Source organism: Flavobacterium sp. SORGH_AS_0622 (assembly GCF_030818825.1).
In the GTDB taxonomy this organism is placed as follows: Bacteria; Bacteroidota; Bacteroidia; order Flavobacteriales; family Flavobacteriaceae; genus Flavobacterium.
Genome location: NZ_JAUTAX010000001.1, coordinates 3488427 through 3513538 on the forward strand (window position 1 = coordinate 3488427; position 25112 = coordinate 3513538).

Sequence of the window (25112 nt, forward strand, 5' to 3'; positions counted from 1 at the left end):
AAAAAAGTACGTAGTTTTTTGATTTTAAATACAAATAATTAAATTATATTTATTTTAAAGAATTATGATTATTGATTGTTTTTAAGTAATTTCGCGACATAAACATGACCCTTCAAGATTATGATAAAAGAAAAAAACAATACTACACTGACATTTGAAGATTTCAAAACTGAGGTATTGAATGACTATAGAATTGCTGTAACAAGCCGTGAATGTAGTCTTTTAGGTCGAAAAGAAGTACTAACAGGAAAAGCCAAATTTGGAATTTTCGGTGATGGAAAAGAAGTTCCACAGCTGGCAATGGCAAAAGCTTTTAAAAATGGTGATTTCCGTTCTGGATACTATCGCGATCAAACTTTTATGATGGCTATTGGCGAACTGGATGCTAAACAGTTTTTTGCTGGTTTATATGGTCATACCGATTTAGCTTATGATCCAATGTCTGCCGGAAGACAAATGGGCGGACACTTTGTAACGCACAGTTTAAACGAAGATGGTTCTTGGAAAGACTTAACGAAACAAAAAAATTCAAGCTCAGATATATCTCCAACTGCAGGACAAATGCCAAGATTATTGGGATTGGCGCAGGCTTCTAAAATTTATAGAAATGTTGACGGAATTACCATCAAAGACAAATTTTCAGTAAATGGAAATGAAGTTGCCTGGGGAACTATCGGTAATGCAAGTACTTCTGAAGGTTTATTTTTCGAAACTATAAACGCTGCAGGGGTTTTACAAGTTCCGATGGTAATGAGTGTTTGGGATGATGAATACGGAATTTCTGTCCACGCCAGACATCAAACTACTAAAGAAAATATTTCTGAAATATTAAAAGGATATCAACGCGATGAAGACGCTAAAGGTTATGAAATCTTTAGAGTAAAAGGCTGGGATTATGCCGAATTGGTTTCAACTTATGAAAGAGCTGGAGCAATTGCACGCGAAGAACATATTCCGGTTTTGATTCACGTAAACGAATTAACGCAGCCACAAGGCCACTCTACTTCTGGTTCTCACGAACGTTACAAAAATGCAGAAAGACTGGCTTGGGAAAAAGATTTTGACTGTATTCGTCAAATGCGTTTATGGATGATTGCAATTAATATTGCTTCTCCAGAAGAATTGGCAGAACTTGATTTTGAAATAAAGAAAGAGGTTCTTGAAGCTAAAAAAGAGGCTTGGAATTCGTTCATTAACCCAATTATAGAAGATCAAAAAAATCTTCTGAGCTTACTAGAACAAATTGCTGAAGCAAGCATTAATCATAAAGACAGAATCAAAAAATTGATTTCTGAATTAGGCGCTATCAAAGCTCCTTTAAAAAAGGAATTATTGGTTTACGCTAGAAAAATTCTTCGTTTTATTGAAGTTCCAAACAGTAAGATGCTTTTATCAAACTGGATTACAAATTTCATTGCAGAAACGCAGGAAAAATTCAGCAGCAATCTGCATTCTGAATCTTCTCAAAATGTATTTTCTGTAGAAAAAGTGCTTCCTAAATATGCCGAAAATGCTAAACCAGATTTGGACGGAAGAATGATTTTGCGTGATAACTTTGATGCTTTATTTTCTAAATATCCAGAAACTTTAATTTTCGGTGAAGATGTTGGAAACATTGGCGACGTAAATCAAGGTTTAGAAGGCATGCAGGAAAAATACGGAGAACTTCGTGTTGCCGATGTCGGAATTCGTGAAGCGACTATTATCGGTCAAGGAATTGGAATGGCTTTGAGAGGTTTACGTCCAATTGCTGAAATTCAATATTTAGATTATTTATTGTACGCTATTCAGATCATGAGTGACGATTTAGCTACTTTACAATATAGAACTGTTGGAAAACAAAAAGCACCATTAATCATTAGAACCCGCGGACACCGTTTGGAAGGAATCTGGCATTCTGGTTCTCCAATGGGAATGATTATCAATGCAATTCGTGGTATTCACGTTTTGGTTCCAAGAGATATGACTCAGGCCGCAGGGTTTTACAATACACTTTTAGAGTGCGACGAACCTGCTTTGGTAATTGAATGTTTAAATGGTTACCGCTTAAAAGAAAAAACACCTCTGAATTTTGGTGAATTTAAAACGCCGATTGGTGTTGTAGAAACCTTAAAAGAAGGTGCTGATATTACTTTAGTTTCTTACGGATCAACTTTAAGACTGGTGCAGCAGGCAGCTAACGAATTATTGGATTTAGGAATTGACTGCGAAGTTATTGATGTTCAATCTCTGCTTCCGTTTGATATTAATAAAGATATTGTAAAAAGTATCGCTAAAACAAATCGTCTTTTAGTAATCGACGAAGATGTTCCTGGAGGAGCTTCGGCTTACATTTTACAGCAGATTTTAGAAGAGCAGGATGCTTATAAATACCTAGACAGTAAACCGCAGACTCTAGCTGCAAAAGCGCACAGACCAGCTTACGGAACTGATGGTGATTATTTCTCTAAACCTTCTGCTGAAGATATTTTCGAGAAAGTATATGATATGATGCACGAAGTTAATCCTTCTAAGTTTCCTAGTTTATACTAAGATTTAGAATGTTTTAGATATTAAAAAAGCTCCAAATATTTGGAGCTTTTTGTTTTTATATACACAAAGTTAGAGTCATTGCGAGGAACGAAGCAATCTCTCTATAATTTGAACTTAGCAAATGAGATTGTTTGCAATGAAATAAAAATCCGTTTAAATCAGCGTCTTCGCGAAAGCGAATCCGTTTTATCCGTGTCTAAATATCACGCAACATTGCTCGAGCTCTTTCCAAATCCTCTGCAGTATCAATCCCAATACCAACATGCGTTGTTTCGACCATTTTAATGCGTTTTCCGAATTCTAAATATCGTAGCTGCTCTAGTTTCTCAGAAGCTTCTAAAGATTTCATAGGAAGGCTGTAAAAATCTAATAAAGCCTGCTTTCTAAAAGCATAGATTCCGATATGTTGAAAATATCTTACTCCAACATTTTTCTCTCTCGGATATGGAATAACCGAACGAGAAAAATACAAGGCAAACTGCGATTGGTCTACGACAACTTTTACATGGTTCGGATTATTGATTTCATCTTCATTAGTAATTTCGCGCATTAGCGAAGCTAAATCAATCTTTTTATCTGTATCATTTTCAAAAACAGATAAAACTTGTGCCAAAGGTTCTGCTTCTGTAAAAGGTTCGTCGCCTTGAACATTCACCACAATATCAACGTCAAGATCTGCAATAGCTTCTGCAATTCGGTCGCTTCCAGATTCGTGTTCTTTGATGCTCATAATCGCTTTTCCGCCATTTGAAACGATTTCCTCAAAAATCAAATCAGAATCGGTTACTACAAAAACATCGTCAAACAAATTTGTTGAAACTGCCGCTTCGTAAGTTCTTAAAATCACAGTTTTCCCTCCTAAATCCTGCATCAATTTTGCAGGAAAACGAGTTGAAGCATATCGGGCTGGAATTACCGCTATTATTTTCATTCTTCTATTTTTAAATTTATTTTTTCTCTGCGAATCTTTGTGACACTTTGCGTTATAACTTTACCACAGAGATACACAGAGTTTTCACAGAGATTCTCAAAGTTTTTTTACATCAATTTTACTGAAGTCATACTTAATGAACCTGCCAGTAATTTATCATTAAACAGACTTAAATCATCAGCTTTATCTTTTAAACCTAACGTATACAACAACGGAAGATAATGTTCGGGCGTTGGAACTGCCAATTGAATGGCTTTATTCAATTTTTCAAAATCAATTAAAGGTTGGAAATTTCCATCAAGCAAATAATTATTCACAGTTTCACGAGCTTCTATAGCCCAATCGTAACCGTAATTGTCTTTATCAAAATTTCTGAAATCGACCATTCTAAGATTGTGGACAATATTGCCGCTTCCGATAATTAAAACGCCTTTGTATCGCAATGCCTGTAATTTCTGAGCCAATTCAAAATGATACTGACCCGATTTGGTATAATCGATACTTAATTGAATTACAGGAACATCTGCATTCGGATACAAATGTTTAATGACGCTCCAAGCGCCGTGATCTAAACCCCAATGTTCATCTAATTCGACCATTACAGGATCTAGGATTTTCTGTGTTTCAACTGCTAGTTCGGGACTCCCTTTTGCGGGATACTGCACATCAAAAAGTGCCTGCGGAAAACCTCCAAAATCATGAATGGTTCTGGGCATTTCCATTGCAGTAACTTTCGTTCCTTTTGTAAACCAATGCGCCGAAACACATAAAATAGCATTAGGCTGCGGCAATGTCTTAGCCAAATCACGAAAACCCGCAACAAACTGATTTTCCTCAATTGCATTCATCGGACTTCCGTGTCCCAAAAACAAAACCGGCATTTTATCAGTATTCGAAAACGTTGATGAAATCGAATGTAAATCGTTTAATGTTGTCATTGCTATATAATTTCAAACACCAATTTCACAGATTTACACAAATTGTTTTTTATTTAATTCGTGCTAATTCGTTAAATTCGTGTTTTTATTCTTCAAAATTCTCGTCTTTAAATCCTATCAAATATAACTTATTTTTAGCACGTGTCATTGCCGTGTAAAGCCATCGTATGTAATCGCGGTCGATTCCGTTTGGCAAAAAAGGCTGTTCAATAAAAACAGTGTTCCACTGTCCTCCTTGCGATTTATGACAAGTAATAGCGTAAGAGAATTTAACCTGTAATCCGTTAAAATATTCGTTTTCTTTTACTTTTTGAAAACGCTTGTATTTTGTAGATTCATCCTCGTAATCTTTCATTACTTCTTCGTACAAACGATTTGATTCTTCGTAAGTTAAAGATGGAGATTCGCTTTTTAAAGTATCTAAAATCAAAACCGTTTCAAAAGGTTTTTGATCGGGATAATCGACCATTCTTATTTTTACTTTAGCAAAAGTAAATCCGTACAATTCTTTAATTCCGAATAACTCTAAAACTTCGATAATATCTCCGTTGGCAATAAATCCGGCTTCATCAGTTTCTTTAAGCCAGAAATAATTGTTCTTTACGACCATCAAAAAATCACCAACCGAAAGTTCACTTTCTTTGAATAAAATTCGGGTTCTAATTTGTTCGTTGTATTGATTTGCCCTTTTATTGGAACGAACAATAAAAGCGGTATCTTCAATACTATAATTACTGTACGCCATATTTATAGCATCCTGAATATCATAGCCATCCGTTAAACGAACAATATCTTTAAACTTCTTTACATTAAATCGGAACTCGGTTATAAAACTTTCTTTCAGCAATTCACGTAATTCTGTAGCATTGTATAAAATTCCAGAACTTTCTTCCTGACGCATTACTTCGTCTAGTTCGATATGTTCAATTTCTTTATCGTAATGAATTCCTAATGTCTGAACATCGAGTGCTGGACTAATATCTAAGTTTACCGGCGGAAGCTGTGCCGTGTCTCCCAACAGAATCATTTTACAATTATTTCCAGAATAGACATAATTAATTAAATCGTCCAGAAGTGAACCGCTGTCTAATGTGCTGTCTGAAATCATAGAGGCTTCATCGACGATAAAAATGGTGTTTTTGTGCTTGTTAACCTGTTTGGTAAAAGCCACTCCTCCACCCGATGATTTTTTAGGAAAATATATTTTTTTATGAATCGTAAACGCTGGCGTATTTGAATAATTTGCAATTACTTTTGCCGCGCGTCCTGTTGGAGCCAGCAAAACAAACTTTTTATTGATATCGCCTAAATTATTGACAATGGTAGAGATTACCGTCGTTTTTCCCGTTCCAGCATATCCTTTCAAAACGAAAATGGTGTCGTTTTGAGGTTCCGTTAAAAAAATTGCAATTTTCTGAAAAAAAATATCCTGTTTGTGAGTTGGAGCAAAAGGAAATCGTTTTTGTAAAATACCGTAAAACAGTGCAGAATTCATAAAATAAAGTTGAAAGACAAAGATCGGTTTTTTAAATGGCAATGGCAAAATTCAAATTTTAAATTCCAAATTCCAAACTTTTAAATTCAAAAATGAGGAATCCCCAAATAATCACAAACAAACATTATAACTTATTTAATTTCAAATAAATAAACTTTTTATTAACCTTAGTTTAAAGTTTAATTCCATTTGTTTTTTGAAATTGCAGTTATAATTGTTCCTTTTTAATTTGTAAGTTTGTGGTCGCTTAAATTCTTTCTTGATTTAAAACAGGTAACGAATTGTAAATCAACTATGTCATTACAAAACACTAACATTACTTCAAAAAATTACAAAAAACTTTCTATTCAGGTTTCTCTGACTGGATTTTCATATTGCTGTTTTGATACTTTAAATAATGTCATCACATCTTTTAAAGAAATTCAATTTGACAATTCGAATAAATCAACGAAAATTGAAGATTTATTTGCTGATGCGTTTAAGAATAATCCTGAATTAAAAAACACGTACGATGAAGTAATGGTTATTCATACCAACAATCTTTCAACTTTTGTTCCGACTGCTTTGTTTGATGAAAATTATTTAGGAAGTTATCTTCAATACACTACAAAAGTATTTGAAACTGACTTTTTTACTTTCGATCAAATTTCTAATTATGAAATGAATGCCGTTTATATTCCGTATGTGAATATCAATAACTTCCTGATTGACAATGTTGGATCTTTTGACTACAAACATGCGAACAGTATTTTGGTCGAAAAGATTTTGGATAATTCTCGTAATAATGACGATAAGAAAATGATTGTGAATTTCAATCCTGGAAATTTCGAAATCATTATCGTTCAAAATCAGAAGCTTTTATTGTTCAATTCTTTTGAATACAATACTCCGGAAGATTTTATTTATTACATTTTGTTTACCGCAGAACAATTGAGTCTGAATCCAGAAAGTTTTCCATTAGAATTGTTGGGAACCATTACAGAAAATGATCCGTTTTATGCGATTGCATACAAATATATCCGCCATATTTCTTTTCTAGACGTTACAAAACTGCAGGAAAAGAACAATTTTACAACTGCTCAAAATCAAAAACATTATATCTTATTTCAATCATGAGAATCATTTCAGGAAAATACAAAGGACGCAGAATTTTTCCGCCAAAAAATCTACCTGTAAGACCAACGACTGATATGAGTAAAGAAGCATTGTTTAATGTTTTGAATAATCATTTTAGTTTTGACAGCTTAAAGGTTCTGGATTTATTTTCGGGAACAGGTAACATCAGTTATGAATTCGCTTCACGCGGAAGCGCGCCAATTACGTCTGTTGACGGCGATTTTGGCTGTGTGAAATTCATCAAGCAAATTTCATCAGAATATGATTTTGATATTGCTGCGACTAAAAGTGATGTTTTTAAATTTCTAGAAAACTGTAAAACTACTTACGATATTATTTTTGCCGATCCGCCATACGGATTGGATCAGGCTACTTTCGAAAAAGTTGTTTTAACGGTTTTTGAAAAAGGATTACTAGAAGATGACGGCATGATGATTATCGAGCATTCAAAGTATACCAAAATGGATCATTTGAGTAATTTTTCTTTTCAAAAAAGTTACGGCGGTTCGTTTTTTAGTTTCTTCGAACTAAATTCAACCGATGATGATGAAGAACTGCCACATGACAGTTCTAAAAAAGATACTGAAGAAGACGAAGGATAGTTTTTTTTAAAAGATATAAAAAGAGTCTAAAATTAGACTCTTTTTAAGTTTATCTCTAAACGAAATGACTGTTTCGACGAAAGAGAAATCTCCGCAAATAATTACACGCAATCCAGCTATCGAATCCTACTCTCATTATCATTAACGCTTTTTTCTTTAAATTCACTTTCTTTTATTTTTCCAAAAGAATAACGAAGTGTAATTGAAACTTCATTCGCATCAACCAAATATCTCGCTCGAGATCCTATGTCATTGATTGTGAATCGCTCTGTATAAATCGTGTTTTTAAAAATATCATTATAGCTTAAAGTACAATTCCAGTTTTTACCGAAAGATTTTGCCAGCGACATATCAAAAATCAGCTTTGCATTTCGTTCAAAAACACCTTCTTTTTGTTTGGTTGCTCCCCAAAAAGACAGAACAAATGTAAAATCTTTTGGAAGCTTAAAAGTATTGTTAGAGTAATAATATAGATAAGGTTTAGACGAATTGAATAATGCATTTTCATCTTCAATTTTGTTTTTAGTAAAAACTAAAGAGTTTGTATTGGTCCAAAACCTATAGGTAAAAGGCACTGTTAATTCGATATTAAACCCTGATTCTTTTTGGAAATTTTTCTCCGTAAAAGTCAGCACATTATTCTGATTGTCAAAAACAAAATCTTGATAAACAGGATTTTTATTTTGATATAAAGTTACTTTTAAAGACTTATCATGATACTGAAAAACCGTCGAAACAACATCCATAAAAGTAGGACCTAAGTTGATATTGCTTCCATAAATAAAATACGGATTTATGTAAGTTGCAATCATACTTAACGAAGAATAATTGGGTCTCGAAATGCTTTTAGAATAATCGACACTTAAACTTTTCGTACTGTCTATCGCATAAGAAAACTGTGCTTTTGGAAAAAGATTGGTGTAATTTTTATCAATTAAAAAAGAATTGTCTGTACTGTATTTTCCGCTGACATTGGTGTTTTCAATTCTAAGTCCAACCGAGAATGCTGCTTTTTTAATTTTTCCAGAAAGCTGGGAATATGCTGCTAAATTGGCTTCTTTAAAATTATAATCAAAAGTGGTGTTTTCATTTTTATCATAATCAAAAACATCATAATTAGATTTTGATTTTGCGGCAGAATAAAGTCCGCCGTATTCTAAATTCATTTCGTTTTTAAACTTTTTTTCTAAATCAATTCTTCCCGAAAAAGCATCAACATTAAATTTTTGATCACGGTTTTGAGATAATTCTAATTCGGTTTCATTGTAATTATTCTGCACCAAACTCCACAAATGCTGATTGAAATTGGAATACTGAAAACCTGCAAAAAGCTTGGTATCGATTGCTTTTATTTTTTTTGAATAATTGACAAATGAATTGATAAAATTCTTTGAACTAGAATTATCGCTAAAAGTATAAACGTTGTTTTCGTCGTTCATATTTTTATTAAAAGTAAAGGTATTAATATCAAAATTATCGCCCTGACTTTTACCATTTATGTTCACCGAGAAGTAATCTTCTTCATTTATTTTATAAAATAAACCTCCTCCAAAAATATATTGATTTCTTTTGGTAACTGCCGAAACATCATAATCTGAAATTATGCCCGCTTGAGGAATTTGATATGCAATACTATGATTTTCCCACGGTTCGAGTTTATTGTAATTGAAATTAGCTTTCCATTCCAGTTTATTTTTTTTGAAACTCGAATTGAATCCTAAGTAATTATTGTAGTTTTTCTTAAAGGAAGCTGTTTCGCTAATTTCAGTTCTAAAACTATCTTTTTTACTCAATTTTCTGGTAATCAAAATGACGGCACGTCCTTCAGCTTCATATTTTGAAGACGGATTTTGAATGATTTCAATCGTTTTGATATCAGCGACAGCTAAGGCATTTAACTCATTCATTCCTACTCTTTGATTGTCGATATAAATAAGCGGATTTCCTTTGCCTACAATTGAAATGCTTTCACGGTTTGGGCTTACCTGCACCAATGGAAGTCTGGAAAGCAAATCAACAGGATTGGGAATTGCATTGTAAATTGAGTTGGCTACATCCACTTTTATATTGCCGTTTGAATTGGTAAAAGTCTTTTTGTTTTGGGTAATAACAACTTCATTTAGCTTTTGCGAAATGGAATCTTTAGGGGTTTCATTTTGAGCATTTGCTATAAATGAAAGACAAAAAAGCATAAAAGCTATCAAAAGTTTTAGCGGCAGGTAAATATTCATTTTTGAAATAAAAGTTTTGGTTAATGACAATGCAAAAGTGCTTTGAAAAACCAATTCCGAAAGTTAATTGAAGGTTAATGCGGGGTTAATCTCCAGATTGTCTTTTAAAAGCATTATTTTTGAATCGAGAAATCGAACGCAATTTTTAAAGATCAGCATTCGAATTTCACAAAAAAAGCAGCTTAATCGTCGTGTTATAAATGAAGCAAAGAATCAATTTATTAATCGCATTTTCTGTCCTTGCATTAATTGTTTTAATGACGGTACAATGCTATTTGGTAAAAACCGCTTACGAATATAAAGTGGCGCAGTTTCATACGCAGATTAAAAATGAAATTGCACAGATTAGTAATAACTACAGCGATATTGATTCGGCGTTGGTTGCTCGAAAAGAAGCACTTTATAAAGGTCTCTCTGAGAATTATCTTAAAGGAAAAAAATCCAAACTGGATATTAAAAATGGAATTCTAGAAAATGAATTCGAAAATGCATTAACACAGAAAATTAAACGAAAATTTGAAAGGGATTTACCCAATTTCGAAATTGATTTTGCGATTGTTCTCAATAAATTTATACTCTACAAAAACGCTGCAAAAGCTGATACTATTTTCTCTGAAAAACCTTTTATCCAAAATAAATTATACGGTAATCTGACTTCGTTAAACAATGCTTTTTTGGTGAGAAGTTATGTTGGAACCACAAACGGAAACTTTGATAATCAAGAATATAAATTACTGACAGAAGATTCAATGTACGTCTCGGTTATCGATTGGGAAATGATTATTTTAAGACGAATGACATTCATTTTAATTTTGTCTTTATTATCGATTCTCACGCTGATCACACTTTTTGTAATTGCGCTAAAAGCATTAATTAAACAGAAAAAAGTAAGTGATGTTAAAACCGATTTCATCAATAATATCACACACGAACTCAAAACGCCTTTGGCAACTTTAGGAATTTCAACAAAAATTTTGGAGCAGAAGAACATTCGTGACAACGATGAAAATTTCAATGCAATTGTCAATACAATTTCGCGTCAGAACAATCGCCTTCAAAGTTTGATTGATCAGGTTATGGCGAATTCTTTGGCAGAAAATGAATTGGAATTACAAAAAGAAAAAATCGAAACAGAAGATTTTCTGCTTTCTATTGTAAATGATTTTAAAATTACGTTTCCAAAAATTACTCTAAAAACCGATTTTCAAACCCAGAAAACGATTTTAGTTTTAGATAAATTCCACTTGACAACTGCTTTTTTGAATGTATTGGAAAATGCCGTAAAATACGGTTCTAGTACGATTACTATCAAAACTAGAATAGTCGAAAATCAGTTTGCAGTCAGTATTGAGGATGATGGAATTGGAATTGCCAAAAACAAACAATCGCTTCTGTTTGACAAATTCTATCGCGTAGAACAAGGAAATCTTCATAATACAAAAGGTTTAGGTTTAGGTTTGTATTATGTTTCTCAAATTATAAAAGCGCATCAAGGCTCTGTCAACGTTGTGAGTGAGTTAGGAAAAGGAACACAGTTTACTATTTTATTAAAAGTTTAATTCCCTTATTTTGAAAAAATTACTTTTAGCTGAAGACGATTTTGATTTTGCAGCAATTTTAAAACAATACTTAGAACTGCATCAATTTGAAGTAATCTGGGCAGAAAATGGCGAAATAGCTTTAGAGTATTTCAAAAACCAGACTTTTGATATTTGTGTTTTTGATGTGATGATGCCTAAATTGGACGGATTTTCATTGGCTGAAAAAATAATTACGATCAATCCTGAAATTCCATTTATTTTCCTGACGGCAAGAAAGTTAAAAGAAGACAAAATCATTGGTTTAAAATTAGGCGCGGACGATTATATCGTAAAACCTTTTGAAGTCGATGAACTCGTTCTCCGTTTGCAGAATATCCTTAAAAGAATCGAACAAAAAAGAAGTCTGGAAGGCAACAATATAATCGAAATTGGTTCTTATATTTTTGATAATGAAAGATTAACACTCAACAATAAAAATCACGTACAACAGCTTACAGAGAAAGAAGCTTCTCTTATTGAATATTTATATCTAAACCATAACCAGTTATTAAAGAGAGATCAAATTTTAATGTCTGTATGGAAAAAAGATGATTATTTTTCAGGCCGAAGCATGGATGTTTTTATCAGCAGGCTTCGAAAATATTTTAATTCAGATCCAAAAATCAAAATTGAAAGCGTTCGTAATATCGGCTTAGAATTTAAAATAGAAAAACCTTGACGTATCAAGGTTTTTTTATTTGAGAATTATTATTCATTGTCTATCAATTGGTTAAAAATAGCAATTGAACAATGTAAAACTTTAAAACCTTATTTTATTTTCTCACAAGTTCTTGCTTGTAATCATATAATCTTTCACCAACAATTGTATAACAACTTTTAGCTATTTCAATTATACATTTGAATAAGAACTTTTAAATCTAACAATCATGAACCTAAAAAGATTTTTCGGAGGATTATTGACAATCCTAGGAATAGTAGGACTTATATATACTGCTGTAATTTTTGCCAGCACATCTGGAGAAACGAGAGATATCAAATCATTAATTATCTACGGTGTACTAGGAATCGTTTTTTTTATGTCAGGAATCAGTTTGGTTCGTGCTACAAAAGATGAGGCTTAGTTTCTTTTAAAGTAACATTTAAAGTAACAAAGGTTCAGAGGTGCAGAGGTTCAAAGGATTTAAAAACTTTGTCCCTTTGTGACTGTGAGCCTTTGAACCTTAAAAAATCTACTCTTCTAAAACTGGATCAAGATTCAATTCTGTAAAATCTCTTTCTGTTTTAGAAATTATAATGGTTGCTACTGTGTTGCCTATCAAATTTGTAATTGCTCTGGCTTCACTCATAAATTTATCAACTCCTAATAAAAAAGCCAAGCCTTCAACTGGAATTTTATGCAGCGCTGTTAAAGTCGATGCTAAAACAATAAAACCGCTTCCGGTAACTCCTGCTGCACCTTTTGAAGTAATCATCAAAATTCCGATTACAGTTAGGATTTCAAAGAAACTCAAATGTACATCGTATAGCTGTGCTAAAAAAATTACCGACATCGAAAGATAAATTGAAGTTCCATCGAGATTAAAAGAATATCCAGTCGGAATTACCAATCCTACAACCGATTTACTGCAGCCCATTCTTTCTAGTTTTACCATAATACTCGGCAAAGCAGCTTCTGAAGAGGAAGTCCCTAAAACCAATAAAAGTTCTTCTTTGATATATTTTAAAATCGAAAGAATGCTTATTTTATAATATCGCAGTATACTTCCTAAAATTAGAAATACAAAAAGCGCCATTGTTAGATACACACAAAGCATTAATTTCCCAAGTGGAATCAAAGTTCCTAGCCCGAATTTTCCAATTGTATAGGCCATTCCGCCAAAAGCTCCAATTGGCGCCAGATACATTACATATTTTAAACAGGTAAAAACAACTTTAGAAAAACGTTCCAGAACCAAAATAGTTTGTTCTCTTTTTTGGTAGAAATTCAAAGCAATTCCACAAATAATTGCTGCCAGCAAAACCTGCAGCGTAAAATTGGAAAAGAAAAACTGAAGCCAAGAAAAATTTTCAGCATTCGCATTTGTATATTGACTTGCATCTCCGAGAGTCAATCCCGATTTATCAATTTTTCCAGGTTGAAATAAATAAGCAACTGCAACGCCAATTGCCAATGCTATTGTAGAAACTATCTCAAAATAAGCAAGAGCTTTTATCCCAATGCGTCCTACTTTCTTTAGATTTCCCATTCCAGAAATTCCCAGAACAATCGTCAGGAAAATAATTGGTCCAATAAAAAGCTTGATAAGGTCAACGAATCTTTTGCCCAAAACTTCCATTTTCATACCATTTTCTGGTGAAAAATGTCCGAGCAGAATACCTGCAATAATTGCAATTAAAACCCAAAAAGTCAAATTGGTAATTACAGCGCGGAAAAGACTTTTATTAGTTTTGGAAGAAGGATTTGGAGTAGAAATATTCATGAAGCAGGTTTAGATAGTTTCACAAATATATAAAAAATGCAGACCTATAAGCCGGATTCTGTTCTTGTCTCGTTTTGCAACGAAACAATACCTTATCATTTATCTAGATCATGCATTACTGCATGACTCAAGCTACCTACCCTTCAGCAACGAACGAGAAGCCCTTAAATGCTGATATACTTGGTATTTCACCGCATAGAGTTTACCTGTTTTCACTACAGCATTACCTGTACATACTTTCTGCTGCACTTGTCCTAATCCCGATCCCGAGACTTCGGGACGAGACCGACGGGTGTTACCCGCTATGCTTCTCTGTGGTGTCCGGACTTTCCTCCCTCCCAATAAATTGGAACGACGATAAGGCGGTCTGCGCAGCAAAAGTACAATTTTATCACTTAACTATATTGGTTTTAAATTTCCCATTTTATGAGCTTTACCATAACTTTTTAATTTTAAATTAGTTATCTTTAAAAATCTATTAATTTAAATTCAGTTATCATGAAAAGAATGTATCATTACGCAACTGTCTCAAAGGCTTTAGATCAATTGAATGAAAAAGGATTTACATGCGATTTTAATCGAAATGCAGACATGATTAAAAAGAATCCTGAGAAATTTGAAATTGTTCATGTGTATCGATACGAAGGGGAATCAGACCCAGCGGATGAGGCAGTTGTATACGGAATTAAATCTACTAACGGCAAAAAGGGCGTGTATGTAGCTGGTTTTTCAGCCGATTCAGATCAGGAAACAGCTAAATTTTTATTTGATTTAAGTATTAGAGGAAGGTAGTTTATTAACTTTTGTCATTTCGACGAAAAACAAATCAACTAAAATGCTGTAAAGTAAAATGCGATTTCTCTTTCGTCGAAATGATATAAATGGAAAGAATTATTGTAAAAATGTGTTAGTTTTAACCTTAAAAACTGATTCAAAACATTAAAAACTTAAATCCATTTTTTTCTTTGCTTTTAAACTTTTAAGATGTTTTATTGGATCAAAGTTTTCTGCATGACCACTGTATTGTCCTTCTTCACAGCTTTTTTTAATATTATAATTTATTTTCTTCTTCTTCCAAAAGACGCAATTCAGCTCTCACAACTTCACTTGCATTTTTATATCTTCCTTCAGAAAGTCTATTTTTAGTAAAATTTTCAAAATGATTTCCTAATGATATAGAAGTATTTCTTCCCATGCTTAATTTTTAGAATTATAAAGTTACCAAAAATTGGTAATTCCCTCTACTCTCTTTTAATATAACGTCTTTTTACTTTAAATATGCTCCACAAAAAAAGCCCGTCAATAAAACGGACTTTTATGCAAAAAGCGTAATTTAATTTACGCCGTTGGTATTTTCAATTTCCAACCAGGTTGAATTAAGTCAGGGTTTGAAATAACATCTTTATTAGCTTCAAAGATTGTCTGCCAGGAAACTCCAAATTCTTTTCCAATTTTAGAAAGCGAATCACCACTTTTTACAGTATAATCTGTTGTTGGTCTTGCGGCAACTTGAATATTCATGACCACATCACCTGATCTGTAATCTGGATCAATTTTAGCATAAGAATTCCAAAGTTTTTCTTTGTCCTCAGCAGATTTTGCTTCTCCGTCAATATATAAAACGTTATCCTGCTCTCTTAACTGCAAATTGGCGATTCCTAATTCAGCTGCCAAATTTGTCAATTCTCTATATTTATCTAGTAAACTCATGATGCTTTATTTAATAGTTAATTTGTTATCAACTTTTTTGGGTTTCAATTCCTGTATGCTTTGTAATAGAGGCTGTAATTTATCTCTTTTAATTTCTCCCGAAAGTGTTACAACACCTCCTACAACAGTTGCACTTACCCCATCATACGAGTCTACAACTTTATGTATCGATTTATCTAATTCAGCATCTGAATTGATTACCACAGTTGCTGCAGCAGGTTCTTGATTAGCTCTTGCAATTTCGCAGGTATTCACTACAGATTTTACACCTTTCGTTGCTCTAACACTTTTTTCGATATTTTTTTTGAAAATTTCGTCGTCGCAAGTTCCAGTAATTGTTGCGACACCTTCATGCACAGTAACTTGTATGTTTGGTGTGTCACTTAATTTTTCGCTGATTGCTTTTTCTATATCTGCATCTTTAGGGGCGCATGCTGCAAGTGAAACAAAAAGACCGATTCCCAATAAAATTGATTTGATTTTCATAATAATAAAGTTTTAATAATTAACTATCTAAAATTAAACAGTTTAAATATCAAAACATTATAGGATATGCTAATGAGTTTTATATCTTTTCCAGTAAAAATAAGCTAGATTTATTTTTGAGAGTTTCTAACAGTAAGACTAATTCACCTACTTCAGTCATTGGCATTTTTACAACAGTATCAATTTCAGCTTCATTAGAAGTTATTACTAAAGTTCCTTCCTTATCTTCTTCATATCCTGCAGCCAAAGCATAAAATTTTGGATTTGAAATTGATATTTCCTTCTTTCCATCTTTAAACCAGCCATAATTGGCTTCATAAATGATTTTGTTTTCTAAAAACTGAATATTTTCTTCGCCGTAAGTATTCCACAGAGAAACTCTAAGTGTATGAAAACCTACTAGAGAGAATATACCAATTCCGATAAAGAAGCCAATATGTAAACCACTTCCAAGTGCGACACTAAAAACTGCCCCACCTATTGGAAAAATAAAAAAAGAAAAAGCTAAGGAAAACATCACTACTCTTACTAAGAACGGAGATTTTTTTACTTTTAAATTTAAGGCATTATTTGATAAATTATATTGTTGCAAAAATTACATTAATTAAAAACGTTCCACCAACTCAATTAATTCCAGCTGTTTTTCTAAATTTACTGTTGAAATTTCTTTACTCCAAAATGGTTTGTTATTTAAAAATTTCATCCAATTATCAAAATGTCTTTCGAAATGATTTGTTGAGTTTACTTTATCTAAATATACAATAGCCTCCAGTGCTGATCTTTGATCAAACCATAAATCTGGTTTTATTAAGTAATAATCGAGATATAAATTCAAATATTCGACACATTTTTCTGAATTAAAGTGCGCTAAGACTTTACAGTATACAGTTCCTGCATAACAGACTTCACTTTTTAATAGATGAGTTCCAATAATATCTATAAATTGTGTTTGATTTGTGATTGCAGAAAAAAAAGCTCCGGTTTGCCTTGTTCGCCAATTAAAATCACCAAGATTGCTTTGAATAATTTCAGGTGAGATTTCATTTTTTACATCAATCAATTTTCTAATCCACTCTTCACTTATATCGTTAATATTCATGTAGAATGGCATTACCCATCTTTTAATAAAATTTTCCGTTAACTCAAAGTCATTTTTAAACAAATATAAATTTTCAAAAGGAGACTTGTGACTTACTGTTGCACCCGCAACATGCAATTTTAGTTCATTCAATTCTTTTTTATTCATCTCAAGATATTTTCATTTAATTGAGTTTTTAATTATAAACTTATCTCACTTTAAAATAATTTACTTCTGCAAAAATATTCATTTCAACCTATAAAATGACTTAATTAAAAAAGATACTTAGCTAATAAACTCTATTATCTTCTAATACTCAATCCACTCAAAAAACCTTTAAAAGTTTTATGATTTTCAGATTTGTGATTTGGTAATTTTCAGCCTATATTTGCTATCGAATAAAAACAGAATATGGAACAATTTGTAGTATCGGCTCGTAAATACCGCCCGCAGACCTTTAAGGATGTTGTGGGGCAAAAAGCCATTACCAACACTTTGTTGAATGCTATTGACAGCAATCACCTTGCTTCTGCACTTTTGTTTACGGGACCACGTGGAGTTGGAAAAACTACCTGTGCGCGTATCTTGGCCCGTAAAATAAACCAGCCTGGATATGACGATCCAAATGAAGATTTTGCTTTTAACGTTTTTGAGTTAGATGCTGCTTCAAACAACTCGGTTGATGACATTCGAAGCTTGATTGATCAGGTTCGAATCCCGCCGCAAACTGGACAATACAAAGTATATATTATTGACGAGGTTCATATGTTGTCTTCGGCTGCTTTTAATGCTTTTCTTAAAACATTAGAAGAACCGCCAAAACATGCTATTTTCATTTTAGCAACAACAGAAAAACACAAAATTATCCCGACGATTTTATCTCGCTGTCAGATATTTGATTTTAAAAGAATTACAGTAAAAGATGCTAAAGAACATTTAGCTGAAGTTGCAAAAAGTCAAGGAATCAATTTTGAAGATGATGCACTGCACATTATTGCTCAAAAAGCAGATGGTGCAATGCGTGATGCTTTGTCTATTTTTGACCGTGTGGTTTCGTATTGCGGAACTAATTTAACACGTCAAGCCGTAACCGAAAACCTAAACGTTTTAGATTACGAAACTTACATTTCGATTACCGATTTGATTTTGGAAAATAAAATTCCAGATCTTTTATTAGCATACAACGATATTCTTGCAAAAGGTTTTGACGGACATCATTTTATTGCTGGATTGGCTTCTCATTTTAGAGATTTACTAGTCAGCAAAACGCCTTCTACCATTGCTTTATTAGAAGTGGGAGAACAAGCACAGCAAATGTATGGCGCTCAGTCTCAAAAATGTTCTCAGGAATTTTTATTGAAAGGAATTGATATTGCAAACGACTGCGATTTGAAATACAAATTGAGTCAGAATCAGCGACTTTTAGTAGAATTATGTTTGATGCAATTGGCCTCTATCAACTTTGATGGAGAAAAAAAAAAGTTGAGCAATTCATAATTCCGCCCACTTATTATAAAAATGGAAGCTTCTCTATAACGGAAGTTAAAGCCCCAGATTTAAAATCCCAAAATCCAAATACGGAAGAAAAAATCAATATCGATGTCAATCAAAATGGCAGCGAAAACGATAATTCTAACGTTCCAAAAACTGGAAATAGTACTCCAGCCACAGAAGCTCCAAAAACTCAAACTGCGGAAACTCCGAAAACAGAAACAAGCAATACGCCTAAGGTTTCTGCATTTTCATTGGCAAGTATCCGAAAAAAGAAAGAACTTGAGGCAAGCAGTAAATCTTACGTAAAACCTTCATCTGTTTTACCTACTGAAGAATTTACAGAAACTGAAATGTTATTGCATTGGAACAAATATGCAGAACGTTTAGGTCAAAAAGGATTCAAAATTATGGAATCTATCCTATTAATTAACGATCCTGTTTTGGATGGAACAAGAATTCTTTACGAACTGCCAAACGAAGGTTCAAAACTAGAGTTTGAAAGTCAGATTAATGGATTATTAGGGCATTTAAAAGGACATTTACACAATCATGATATTACTATTGAAGTAATTGTAAATGAAAAAGTAGAAGCTAAAAGAAGTTATAACAATCAGGACCGTTACAATCGTTTCTTAGAGATCAATCCAAACATCGAACTTTTGCGTTCAACATTTGGATTAGATTTGAAAGATTAATTTTTTTGTTTCTGCTTACAGATTTCTAATTCCGAAATTATAAACTTTATCAAGCCATTTTTTTCTCTGCTTTTCTTCAGAACCTTTGATAACTCCTATATAACTTACTTTTACAGGTTTTATACCGCAAAATTCTAGAGTAGATTTTTTTAACTGATTAACACTTGGTCTTCCGTAAACAAATCTATAATACCAGCTCGGCTGATCTAAAGTTGTAATTATGTGTGCAGTCTTTCCTTTTAGCAGTTTATCCCACCAAACTGAATTTTCTCTGTACTGAAAAGCCATTCCTGGAAGAAATAAACGATCGATAAAGCCTTTTGTTATAGCTGGAAGTCCGCCCCACCAAACGGGATGTATCCATACCAAATGATCTGCTCTTTTGATTTTACCCCAAGATTCCAACAAATCGGGTTCTAATTCGGTTCGTTTTTGGTAACCAAATTTTAAATTGGGATTAAAATCTAGAGATGCAATTGTAATAGTTTCTATTACAGCGCCAGAAGCTTCGGCTCCATTTTTATAGAATTCTGCAATGCCAAAATTAAAGCTGTCAGGATTCGGATGCCCATTTATAATCAGTATTTTTTTCATATTGTTCTTTTTTCAAAAATACTATTCGACTTATTTCTTTTACTGGACAAATGTCCTGAATATTGAAATTGCTTGATTTAATTTTCTAGCAGATTTTTTATCTGAAGAAACGATTGAAAAAATCTGCGTAATCTGCAAAATCTGTGTAAAACAAAAAATACTATATCGCTGCTTTTCTGATTCGGCTTAGATGTCTTGGTGTTATTCCTAAATAGGAAGCTAAATATTGCAACGGAATTAACTCCAAATATTTTTTCTGATTTTTGTAAAGTTCTTCATAACGCTGTGCGCCTGATAATTTCTGAAAAGAAATCATTCTCTTTTGAAGGTTTACAAATTCTAGTTCTGTTAATTTCCTGCCCGTTTCCTGCCAGTTGAAACTTGATTTATATAATTCTTCCAGGCTTTTTCGATCTAAAACCTGTAATTCTGTATGTGCTAAGGCCTGAATGCTTTCTTCTGCTTTTTCTTCTGTTATAAAGCTGGCAAACGAAGCCATAAATTCATTTTCAAAGGCAAAGCAATTGGTGATTTCATCTCCTTTATGATTGATAAAAAAGGAACGAAGAATTCCTTTCTTTATAAATACAATTTCATTGCAAACCTGATTCTCTGTTAATAAAAGTTCGCCTTTTTTCAGTGTTCGAAATGTGATTAAATCATCTAAAAGATCTAATTCTTCCTGAGAAAAATCTTGAATGGACTGGAAAATTGACTTCATTTATTAAATATCAACTTTAAGAAAAAACTCTTTCAATTCTTTTATCAGGAATAAGCCATAGCATTGCTACTATAAAATAAGCAGCTCCTGAGATCCATTCGTTATAAAATGAAGCTATTATTCCTATTATATACAAAACTGCAGAAGCTTTTCCTTTTAAATCTTTTCCTAATGCTTTAGCCAAGAGCGAATCTTTTCCTTCTGTATCAACAATTATTTTTTGAAGAATTACAAACGCTACTGCGCACAACAACAAAATGATTCCGTATAATGCCATTGCTGCTTTTGAAAAATTATGTTCTCCCATCCAGCCTGTTGAAACTGGAATTAGGGATAACCAAAACAATAAATGCAGATTGCTCCACAAAATTTTTCCGTTTACTTTAGATAAACCGTGCAGTAAATAATGGTGATTGTTCCAGTAAATTCCAACGTAAATAAAACTCAATATATAACTTAAAAACTTAGGTATCAATGGTTTTAGATCTGCAAACTCGTTTCCTTCCGGCACTTTAATTTCCAAGATCATAATGGTTATTATAATTGCCAAGACACCATCACTAAAGGCTTCAAGTCTAGTTTTATTCATTTACTAAGATTTAAGTTTTCAACTTATAGGTTAAAAAAGTCTGCCACGAATTCCACAGATTTACACGATTTTTTATGCTTATTGTAAAATATAACTCGTGTAAATCTGTGGAATTTGTGGCAAAAAAAAGTTATTGTATTTAAATTTTACCGTAATACATTGCTTTTACGATTCCGTCAGAAAGTCCAATTTTTGGAACGTAAATCTGGCGTGCGCCGCTCCACTTCATCGCATTTAGGTAAATACGGGTAGCGTGAATAATAACGTCGGCACGGTCAGAATTCAGACCTAATTCGGCAATTCTCTGCTCGTAAGACAATGAATTTAAGAACGCATATTGTGAATTAATATAAATGTACGAAAGCGGTTTTTCTTGCTGCTTTCCAGACATTTTAAATAATTTATTGATGTTTCCTCCAGAACCAATTAAAGTAACTTCCTCGTATCCAGCGGTATTTGTTTTAATCCATTTTTCGATTTCGTCCCAAACCACATCATGAACCATATTGTTTAGCAAACGAACGGTTCCAGCTTTAAAAGATCTTGAATTTATCATTTTTCCATCAGAGAATAATGTAAATTCAGTGCTTCCGCCTCCCACATCTACAAAAAGATAGGTTTCGTCTGTTTTTAATAAATGATGTAAATCTGTAGAAGCAATAATTGCAGCTTCTTTTTTACCGTCGATAATTTCAATTTTAATGTCGGCTTTTTTCTTAATCAAAGCCACCACTTCTTTTGCATTATAGGCTTCACGCATTGCAGAAGTTGCAAATGCCATATAACGCTCTACTTTATGTACTTTCATCAAAAGGTTAAATGCTTTCATAGCATCAACCATTCGATCTATATTTTCTGGCGAAATTTCTCCAACTGTAAAGGCATCTTGTCCTAAACGAATTGGTACACGAACAAGGGAACTTTTGTTAAACTGTGGTTCTTTCCCATCTTGTTCCACAACGTTGGATATCAGAAGCCTCATGGCATTTGAACCGATATCTATCGCTGCAAACTTCCTTATATTAATCATGCTCACTATATGATTTGAAATTGTTTTATTATTAATTTACTTTTTGAGGGACCTCATCCAGCATTGCTATTTTATTCTGATAATACTTATAGGTCTCAAATTGTGCTCTAAATGGGGCATGATGGTTTTTAGGCTTATATTTATTATCTAATTTATAAGAATGATATCTCACTTTTACGTTTCCTTTCCAGGCAATGTTGAAATTATCTATCAATTCTTTTTTAATTTCAAGGTCATAAATCGGACAGGTTACTTCGACTCTTCCGTCAAGATTTCTGGTCATAAAATCGGCAGATGAAATGTACACTTCTGTTAAACCTGCATTTCCAAAAATATAAACTCTTGAATGTTCCAAATAATTATCAACGATACTTATGGCTTCGATGTTTTCGCTCATTCCCGGAATTCCAGGAATTAAAGAACAAATTCCTCTCACTTGAAGCTGAATTTTCACACCGGCATTACTGGCTTCGTATAATTTATCGATCATTTTAAAATCGGATAAACTATTCATTTTTAATTTAATATGTGTCTTTCTACCCGCTAAGGCATGAAGAATTTCACGATCAATTAGTTTTATAAATTTTGTTCTGGTATAATGCGGCGACACAATTAAATGTTTGTATCTGTGAACTCTATAATTGATGTCAAAAAATTCAAATATTTTTGATGTATCCTTCAAAATTCCCTGATGGCAGGTAAGAAGCGTAACATCGGTATAAATTTTTGCGGTCGATTCGTTGAAATTTCCAGTTGAAATAAATCCGTAACGTCGGTTTTTATCTTCTTCTGTTCTTTCGATAACACATATTTTACTGTGTACTTTAAGACCTTTCATTCCAAAAATCAGTTCGATACCTTCTGTCTGCATTTGTTCTGCATAGGAAATATTCGAAGCTTCATCAAAACGTGCTTGAAGCTCGATTTGAACCACTACTCTTTTTCCATTCTTAGCGGCATTAATCAGCGAACTGATAATCTGTGAATTTTTTGCTAAACGGTATAAAGTAATTTTGATACTTGTAACTTTAGGATCTAAAGCAGCTTCACGCAAAAACTTTGTCAAATAAGAAAAAGACTGATATGGTGCATGTACCAAATAATCTTTTTTACTGATTTTTTCCAAAATACTTCCTTCTAAACTTAAACCTGGAACAGGAAGCGGCTCGTTTGGTTTATACAATAAATCGTAACGTCCTAAATTTGGAAAACTCATATAATCACGTCGGTTGTGGTATCTTCCTCCTGGAATAATACTATCTGTTTCGACGATTTTCATTTTATCTAAGAAGAAACGCAGCGTATCTTCTTCAATTAAACTATCATAAATAAAACGAACGGGTTCTCCTATTCGGCGGTCTTTTACAGATGTAGCAATTTTTTCGAGCATACTTTTACTCAAATCACTATCAATATCCAATTGCGCATCACGAGTAATTTTGATCATATGCGCCGAAACAGTCTTATAATCAAATATATTGAAGATGTTTTTTAGTTTAAAACGTATAACATCATCGATTAGAATTACATATTGTTTTTCATCTTCTGAAGGAAGAACGACAAACCTGTTTATGTTTTTCGGAATTTCGATTAAAGCATATCGAACCTCATCATTTTTCAATTCCAAACGTACTGCCAAATAGCCTAAAGTATCTTTTAATACTGGAAAAACAGCCAAATCATTCAGAATAATTGTTACTAATTCTGGACTTAATTTTTGGGTGAAAAAATCTTTTAAAAAGCATTCCTGCTTTGGCGTGATCTGATCTTCGTTGATAATAAAAATGTTTTCAGATTCAAGCTCTGCTTCGATATTTCCTAAAATACGTAAACTTTCAGACTGCTGCTGAATTACGATTTCTGTAATATCTTTAATTAATTGATGGGCAGAAATACCTCCCAAATATTTTTCGCCAGAAATTCCAGAGAGACTTAATCTACGAATGGCTGCATACCGAACTCTAAAGAATTCATCTAAATTGTTTGAAAAAATTCCAACAAAACGCAGTCTGTCTAAAAGTGGAACCGTGTTGTCTGCTGCTTCTTGAAGCACTCTTGCATTAAACGCTAACCAGCTTTTTTCTCTATCGATATATTTCTGTTCGTACACTGTAATTATTTTAAATCTTTGGGGAAAATAGTTTTATGTGTTTTGCCTTTATCGATTGTGTTCCAGCTGTCGGCATCAAATTGCAATGAGACAAAGCCAGATGTTGGAACATTTTCTATAAAAACATCCCCAAATTTATTAACAAAATTTGTAATAGCCTCGTTATGTCCGAAAAGAATAACGCTTTCAAAACTATTATCACACGATTTGATAACTTTTTCGAGTTGTTTGTCATCAAAAGTATAAAGGTCATCCTTATAAACGATGCTTTCTATAGGGTAAGAAATGTTTTGTGCAAATATTAAAGCCGTTTCTGAAGCTCTTGCTGCAGTACTGCTCCAAATTATATAGGTTTTAGGAAGGTAATCTGAGATATTTAATGACACATCATGCGCGTCTAAGATTCCTCTTTTCATTAACGGACGATCGAAATCTTTTAATGGTGCTTCCCAACTTGATTTAGCATGACGTATTAAAATAAGATTTTTCATAAACAATAAATTTAAAAACCTGACTTGCAGACTTATATTTTTAATTAAGTTCTAATTTACAAAAGATATTTTAAACCTTTTCTTTTTTTTATTTGTGTTAACATTATATCCAAAATTTAACAAGAATGAATAGTTTATTAATCGTTAACTTTTAAGTATAACATAAAACGCAGATTTTTCTTTTTTATGTACTTCATCTATAAAATGAGTATTTAGTCGATATTCTTTAAATTTTCAAAATTTTAACT

The 25112-nt window shown here is 32.7% G+C and carries 24 protein-coding genes, 1 other RNA gene and 1 pseudogene; 9 read left to right on the forward strand and 17 right to left on the reverse strand.

Annotated elements, in window-relative coordinates; translation table 11 throughout:
* The first annotated feature begins 120 nt into the window (after positions 1–120).
* Positions 121–2532, forward strand: coding sequence for a thiamine pyrophosphate-dependent enzyme (locus tag QE431_RS14585; protein ID WP_307297165.1), 2412 nt, complete (start codon positions 121–123; stop codon positions 2530–2532).
* Positions 2533–2728: 196 nt separating this feature from the next.
* Here QE431_RS14585 and kdsB read toward each other — a convergent pair whose 3' ends face one another.
* The 3 genes from kdsB to QE431_RS14600 all read right to left on the reverse strand — a co-directional run bounded on the left by kdsB (position 2729) and on the right by QE431_RS14600 (position 5896).
* A complete protein-coding gene (gene kdsB / locus QE431_RS14590; protein WP_134140177.1) occupies positions 2729–3463 on the reverse strand; it encodes a 3-deoxy-manno-octulosonate cytidylyltransferase in 735 nt (244 codons plus the stop codon).
* Between the two features lie 107 nt (positions 3464–3570).
* Positions 3571–4401, reverse strand: a complete 831-nt coding sequence (ygiD, locus tag QE431_RS14595; RefSeq protein ID WP_307297167.1) for a 4,5-DOPA dioxygenase extradiol — start codon at positions 4399–4401, stop codon at positions 3571–3573.
* A gap of 85 nt (positions 4402–4486) precedes the next feature.
* On the reverse strand, positions 4487–5896 hold the full coding sequence (locus QE431_RS14600; RefSeq protein WP_057116430.1) for an ATP-dependent RecD-like DNA helicase: 1410 nt from the start codon (positions 5894–5896) through the stop codon (positions 4487–4489).
* 294 nt (positions 5897–6190) lie between these two features.
* Here QE431_RS14600 and QE431_RS14605 point away from each other — a divergent pair, with 294 nt between their 5' ends.
* Positions 6191–7012 carry a DUF3822 family protein gene (locus QE431_RS14605; RefSeq protein ID WP_307297170.1) on the forward strand — a complete coding sequence of 274 codons (822 nt, stop codon included), beginning with the start codon at positions 6191–6193 and terminating at the stop codon, positions 7010–7012.
* The gene (locus QE431_RS14610) at positions 7009–7614 is read left to right on the forward strand and encodes an RsmD family RNA methyltransferase (RefSeq protein WP_057116432.1); all 606 of its coding nucleotides are present in this window, start codon (positions 7009–7011) and stop codon (positions 7612–7614) included. The genes QE431_RS14605 and QE431_RS14610 overlap by 4 nt, the downstream gene beginning before the upstream one ends.
* A 116-nt stretch (positions 7615–7730) precedes the next feature.
* On the opposite strand, the gene QE431_RS14615 is transcribed toward QE431_RS14610, so the two are convergent.
* Positions 7731–9845 (reverse strand): outer membrane beta-barrel family protein, encoded by a 2115-nt coding sequence (locus tag QE431_RS14615; RefSeq protein WP_307297172.1) that lies wholly within the window; start codon positions 9843–9845, stop codon positions 7731–7733.
* Positions 9846–10045: 200 nt separating this feature from the next.
* Here QE431_RS14615 and QE431_RS14620 point away from each other — a divergent pair, with 200 nt between their 5' ends.
* The 3 genes from QE431_RS14620 to QE431_RS14630 all read left to right on the forward strand — a co-directional run bounded on the left by QE431_RS14620 (position 10046) and on the right by QE431_RS14630 (position 12507).
* The gene (locus QE431_RS14620; protein WP_307297174.1) at positions 10046–11404 is read left to right on the forward strand and encodes a sensor histidine kinase KdpD; all 1359 of its coding nucleotides are present in this window, start codon (positions 10046–10048) and stop codon (positions 11402–11404) included.
* 10 nt (positions 11405–11414) lie between these two features.
* The gene (locus QE431_RS14625; RefSeq protein ID WP_057116435.1) at positions 11415–12104 is read left to right on the forward strand and encodes a response regulator transcription factor; all 690 of its coding nucleotides are present in this window, start codon (positions 11415–11417) and stop codon (positions 12102–12104) included.
* Between the two features lie 208 nt (positions 12105–12312).
* On the forward strand, positions 12313–12507 hold the full coding sequence (locus tag QE431_RS14630; RefSeq protein WP_057116436.1) for a hypothetical protein: 195 nt from the start codon (positions 12313–12315) through the stop codon (positions 12505–12507).
* A gap of 108 nt (positions 12508–12615) precedes the next feature.
* Here QE431_RS14630 and QE431_RS14635 read toward each other — a convergent pair whose 3' ends face one another.
* The gene (locus QE431_RS14635) at positions 12616–13866 is read right to left on the reverse strand and encodes a cation:dicarboxylate symporter family transporter (protein ID WP_307297176.1); all 1251 of its coding nucleotides are present in this window, start codon (positions 13864–13866) and stop codon (positions 12616–12618) included.
* A 31-nt stretch (positions 13867–13897) separates the two neighbouring features.
* An RNA gene (rnpB, locus tag QE431_RS14640) (RNase P RNA component class A) lies at positions 13898–14240 on the reverse strand.
* Between the two features lie 124 nt (positions 14241–14364).
* Between rnpB and QE431_RS14645 the strand changes: the two genes are divergently transcribed.
* On the forward strand, positions 14365–14658 hold the full coding sequence (locus QE431_RS14645) for a hypothetical protein (protein ID WP_057116439.1): 294 nt from the start codon (positions 14365–14367) through the stop codon (positions 14656–14658).
* A 147-nt stretch (positions 14659–14805) separates the two neighbouring features.
* Here QE431_RS14645 and QE431_RS14650 read toward each other — a convergent pair.
* The 5 genes and pseudogenes from QE431_RS14650 to QE431_RS14670 form a co-directional block, all read right to left on the reverse strand.
* Positions 14806–15061, reverse strand: a pseudogene (locus tag QE431_RS14650) (type II toxin-antitoxin system ParD family antitoxin).
* Positions 15062–15204: 143 nt separating this feature from the next.
* On the reverse strand, positions 15205–15576 hold the full coding sequence (locus QE431_RS14655) for a LysM peptidoglycan-binding domain-containing protein (protein ID WP_057116440.1): 372 nt from the start codon (positions 15574–15576) through the stop codon (positions 15205–15207).
* Between the two features lie 6 nt (positions 15577–15582).
* Complete coding sequence (locus tag QE431_RS14660; protein ID WP_057116441.1) at positions 15583–16062, reverse strand: BON domain-containing protein; 480 nt, start codon at positions 16060–16062, stop codon at positions 15583–15585.
* Positions 16063–16141: 79 nt separating this feature from the next.
* On the reverse strand, positions 16142–16654 hold the full coding sequence (locus QE431_RS14665; RefSeq protein ID WP_307297181.1) for a hypothetical protein: 513 nt from the start codon (positions 16652–16654) through the stop codon (positions 16142–16144).
* 12 nt (positions 16655–16666) lie between these two features.
* Entirely contained in the window at positions 16667–17308 is a 642-nt protein-coding gene (locus QE431_RS14670; RefSeq protein ID WP_134140162.1) for a DUF6000 family protein, read from the reverse strand.
* Between the two features lie 243 nt (positions 17309–17551).
* On the opposite strand from QE431_RS14670, the gene dnaX reads away from it, so the two are divergent.
* Entirely contained in the window at positions 17552–18637 is a 1086-nt protein-coding gene (gene dnaX / locus QE431_RS14675) for a DNA polymerase III subunit gamma/tau (protein ID WP_134140160.1), read from the forward strand.
* Between the two features lie 248 nt (positions 18638–18885).
* Positions 18886–19329: a hypothetical protein gene (locus QE431_RS14680; RefSeq protein WP_057116445.1), complete on the forward strand. Its 444-nt coding sequence runs from the start codon at positions 18886–18888 to the stop codon at positions 19327–19329.
* 15 nt (positions 19330–19344) lie between these two features.
* Here QE431_RS14680 and QE431_RS14685 read toward each other — a convergent pair whose 3' ends face one another.
* The 6 genes from QE431_RS14685 to QE431_RS14710 all read right to left on the reverse strand — a co-directional run bounded on the left by QE431_RS14685 (position 19345) and on the right by QE431_RS14710 (position 24864).
* Entirely contained in the window at positions 19345–19923 is a 579-nt protein-coding gene (locus QE431_RS14685) for an NAD(P)H-dependent oxidoreductase (RefSeq protein WP_307297184.1), read from the reverse strand.
* A 160-nt stretch (positions 19924–20083) separates the two neighbouring features.
* Positions 20084–20644, reverse strand: coding sequence for a Crp/Fnr family transcriptional regulator (locus QE431_RS14690; RefSeq protein ID WP_307297186.1), 561 nt, complete (start codon positions 20642–20644; stop codon positions 20084–20086).
* A 16-nt stretch (positions 20645–20660) separates the two neighbouring features.
* Positions 20661–21233: a TMEM175 family protein gene (locus QE431_RS14695; protein ID WP_307297188.1), complete on the reverse strand. Its 573-nt coding sequence runs from the start codon at positions 21231–21233 to the stop codon at positions 20661–20663.
* A gap of 139 nt (positions 21234–21372) precedes the next feature.
* On the reverse strand, positions 21373–22263 hold the full coding sequence (locus QE431_RS14700) for a Ppx/GppA phosphatase family protein (RefSeq protein ID WP_057116449.1): 891 nt from the start codon (positions 22261–22263) through the stop codon (positions 21373–21375).
* A 31-nt stretch (positions 22264–22294) separates the two neighbouring features.
* Entirely contained in the window at positions 22295–24373 is a 2079-nt protein-coding gene (gene ppk1, locus QE431_RS14705; protein ID WP_057116450.1) for a polyphosphate kinase 1, read from the reverse strand.
* A 5-nt stretch (positions 24374–24378) separates the two neighbouring features.
* On the reverse strand, positions 24379–24864 hold the full coding sequence (locus QE431_RS14710; RefSeq protein WP_134140156.1) for a histidine phosphatase family protein: 486 nt from the start codon (positions 24862–24864) through the stop codon (positions 24379–24381).
* Positions 24865–25112 lie beyond the last annotated feature (248 nt).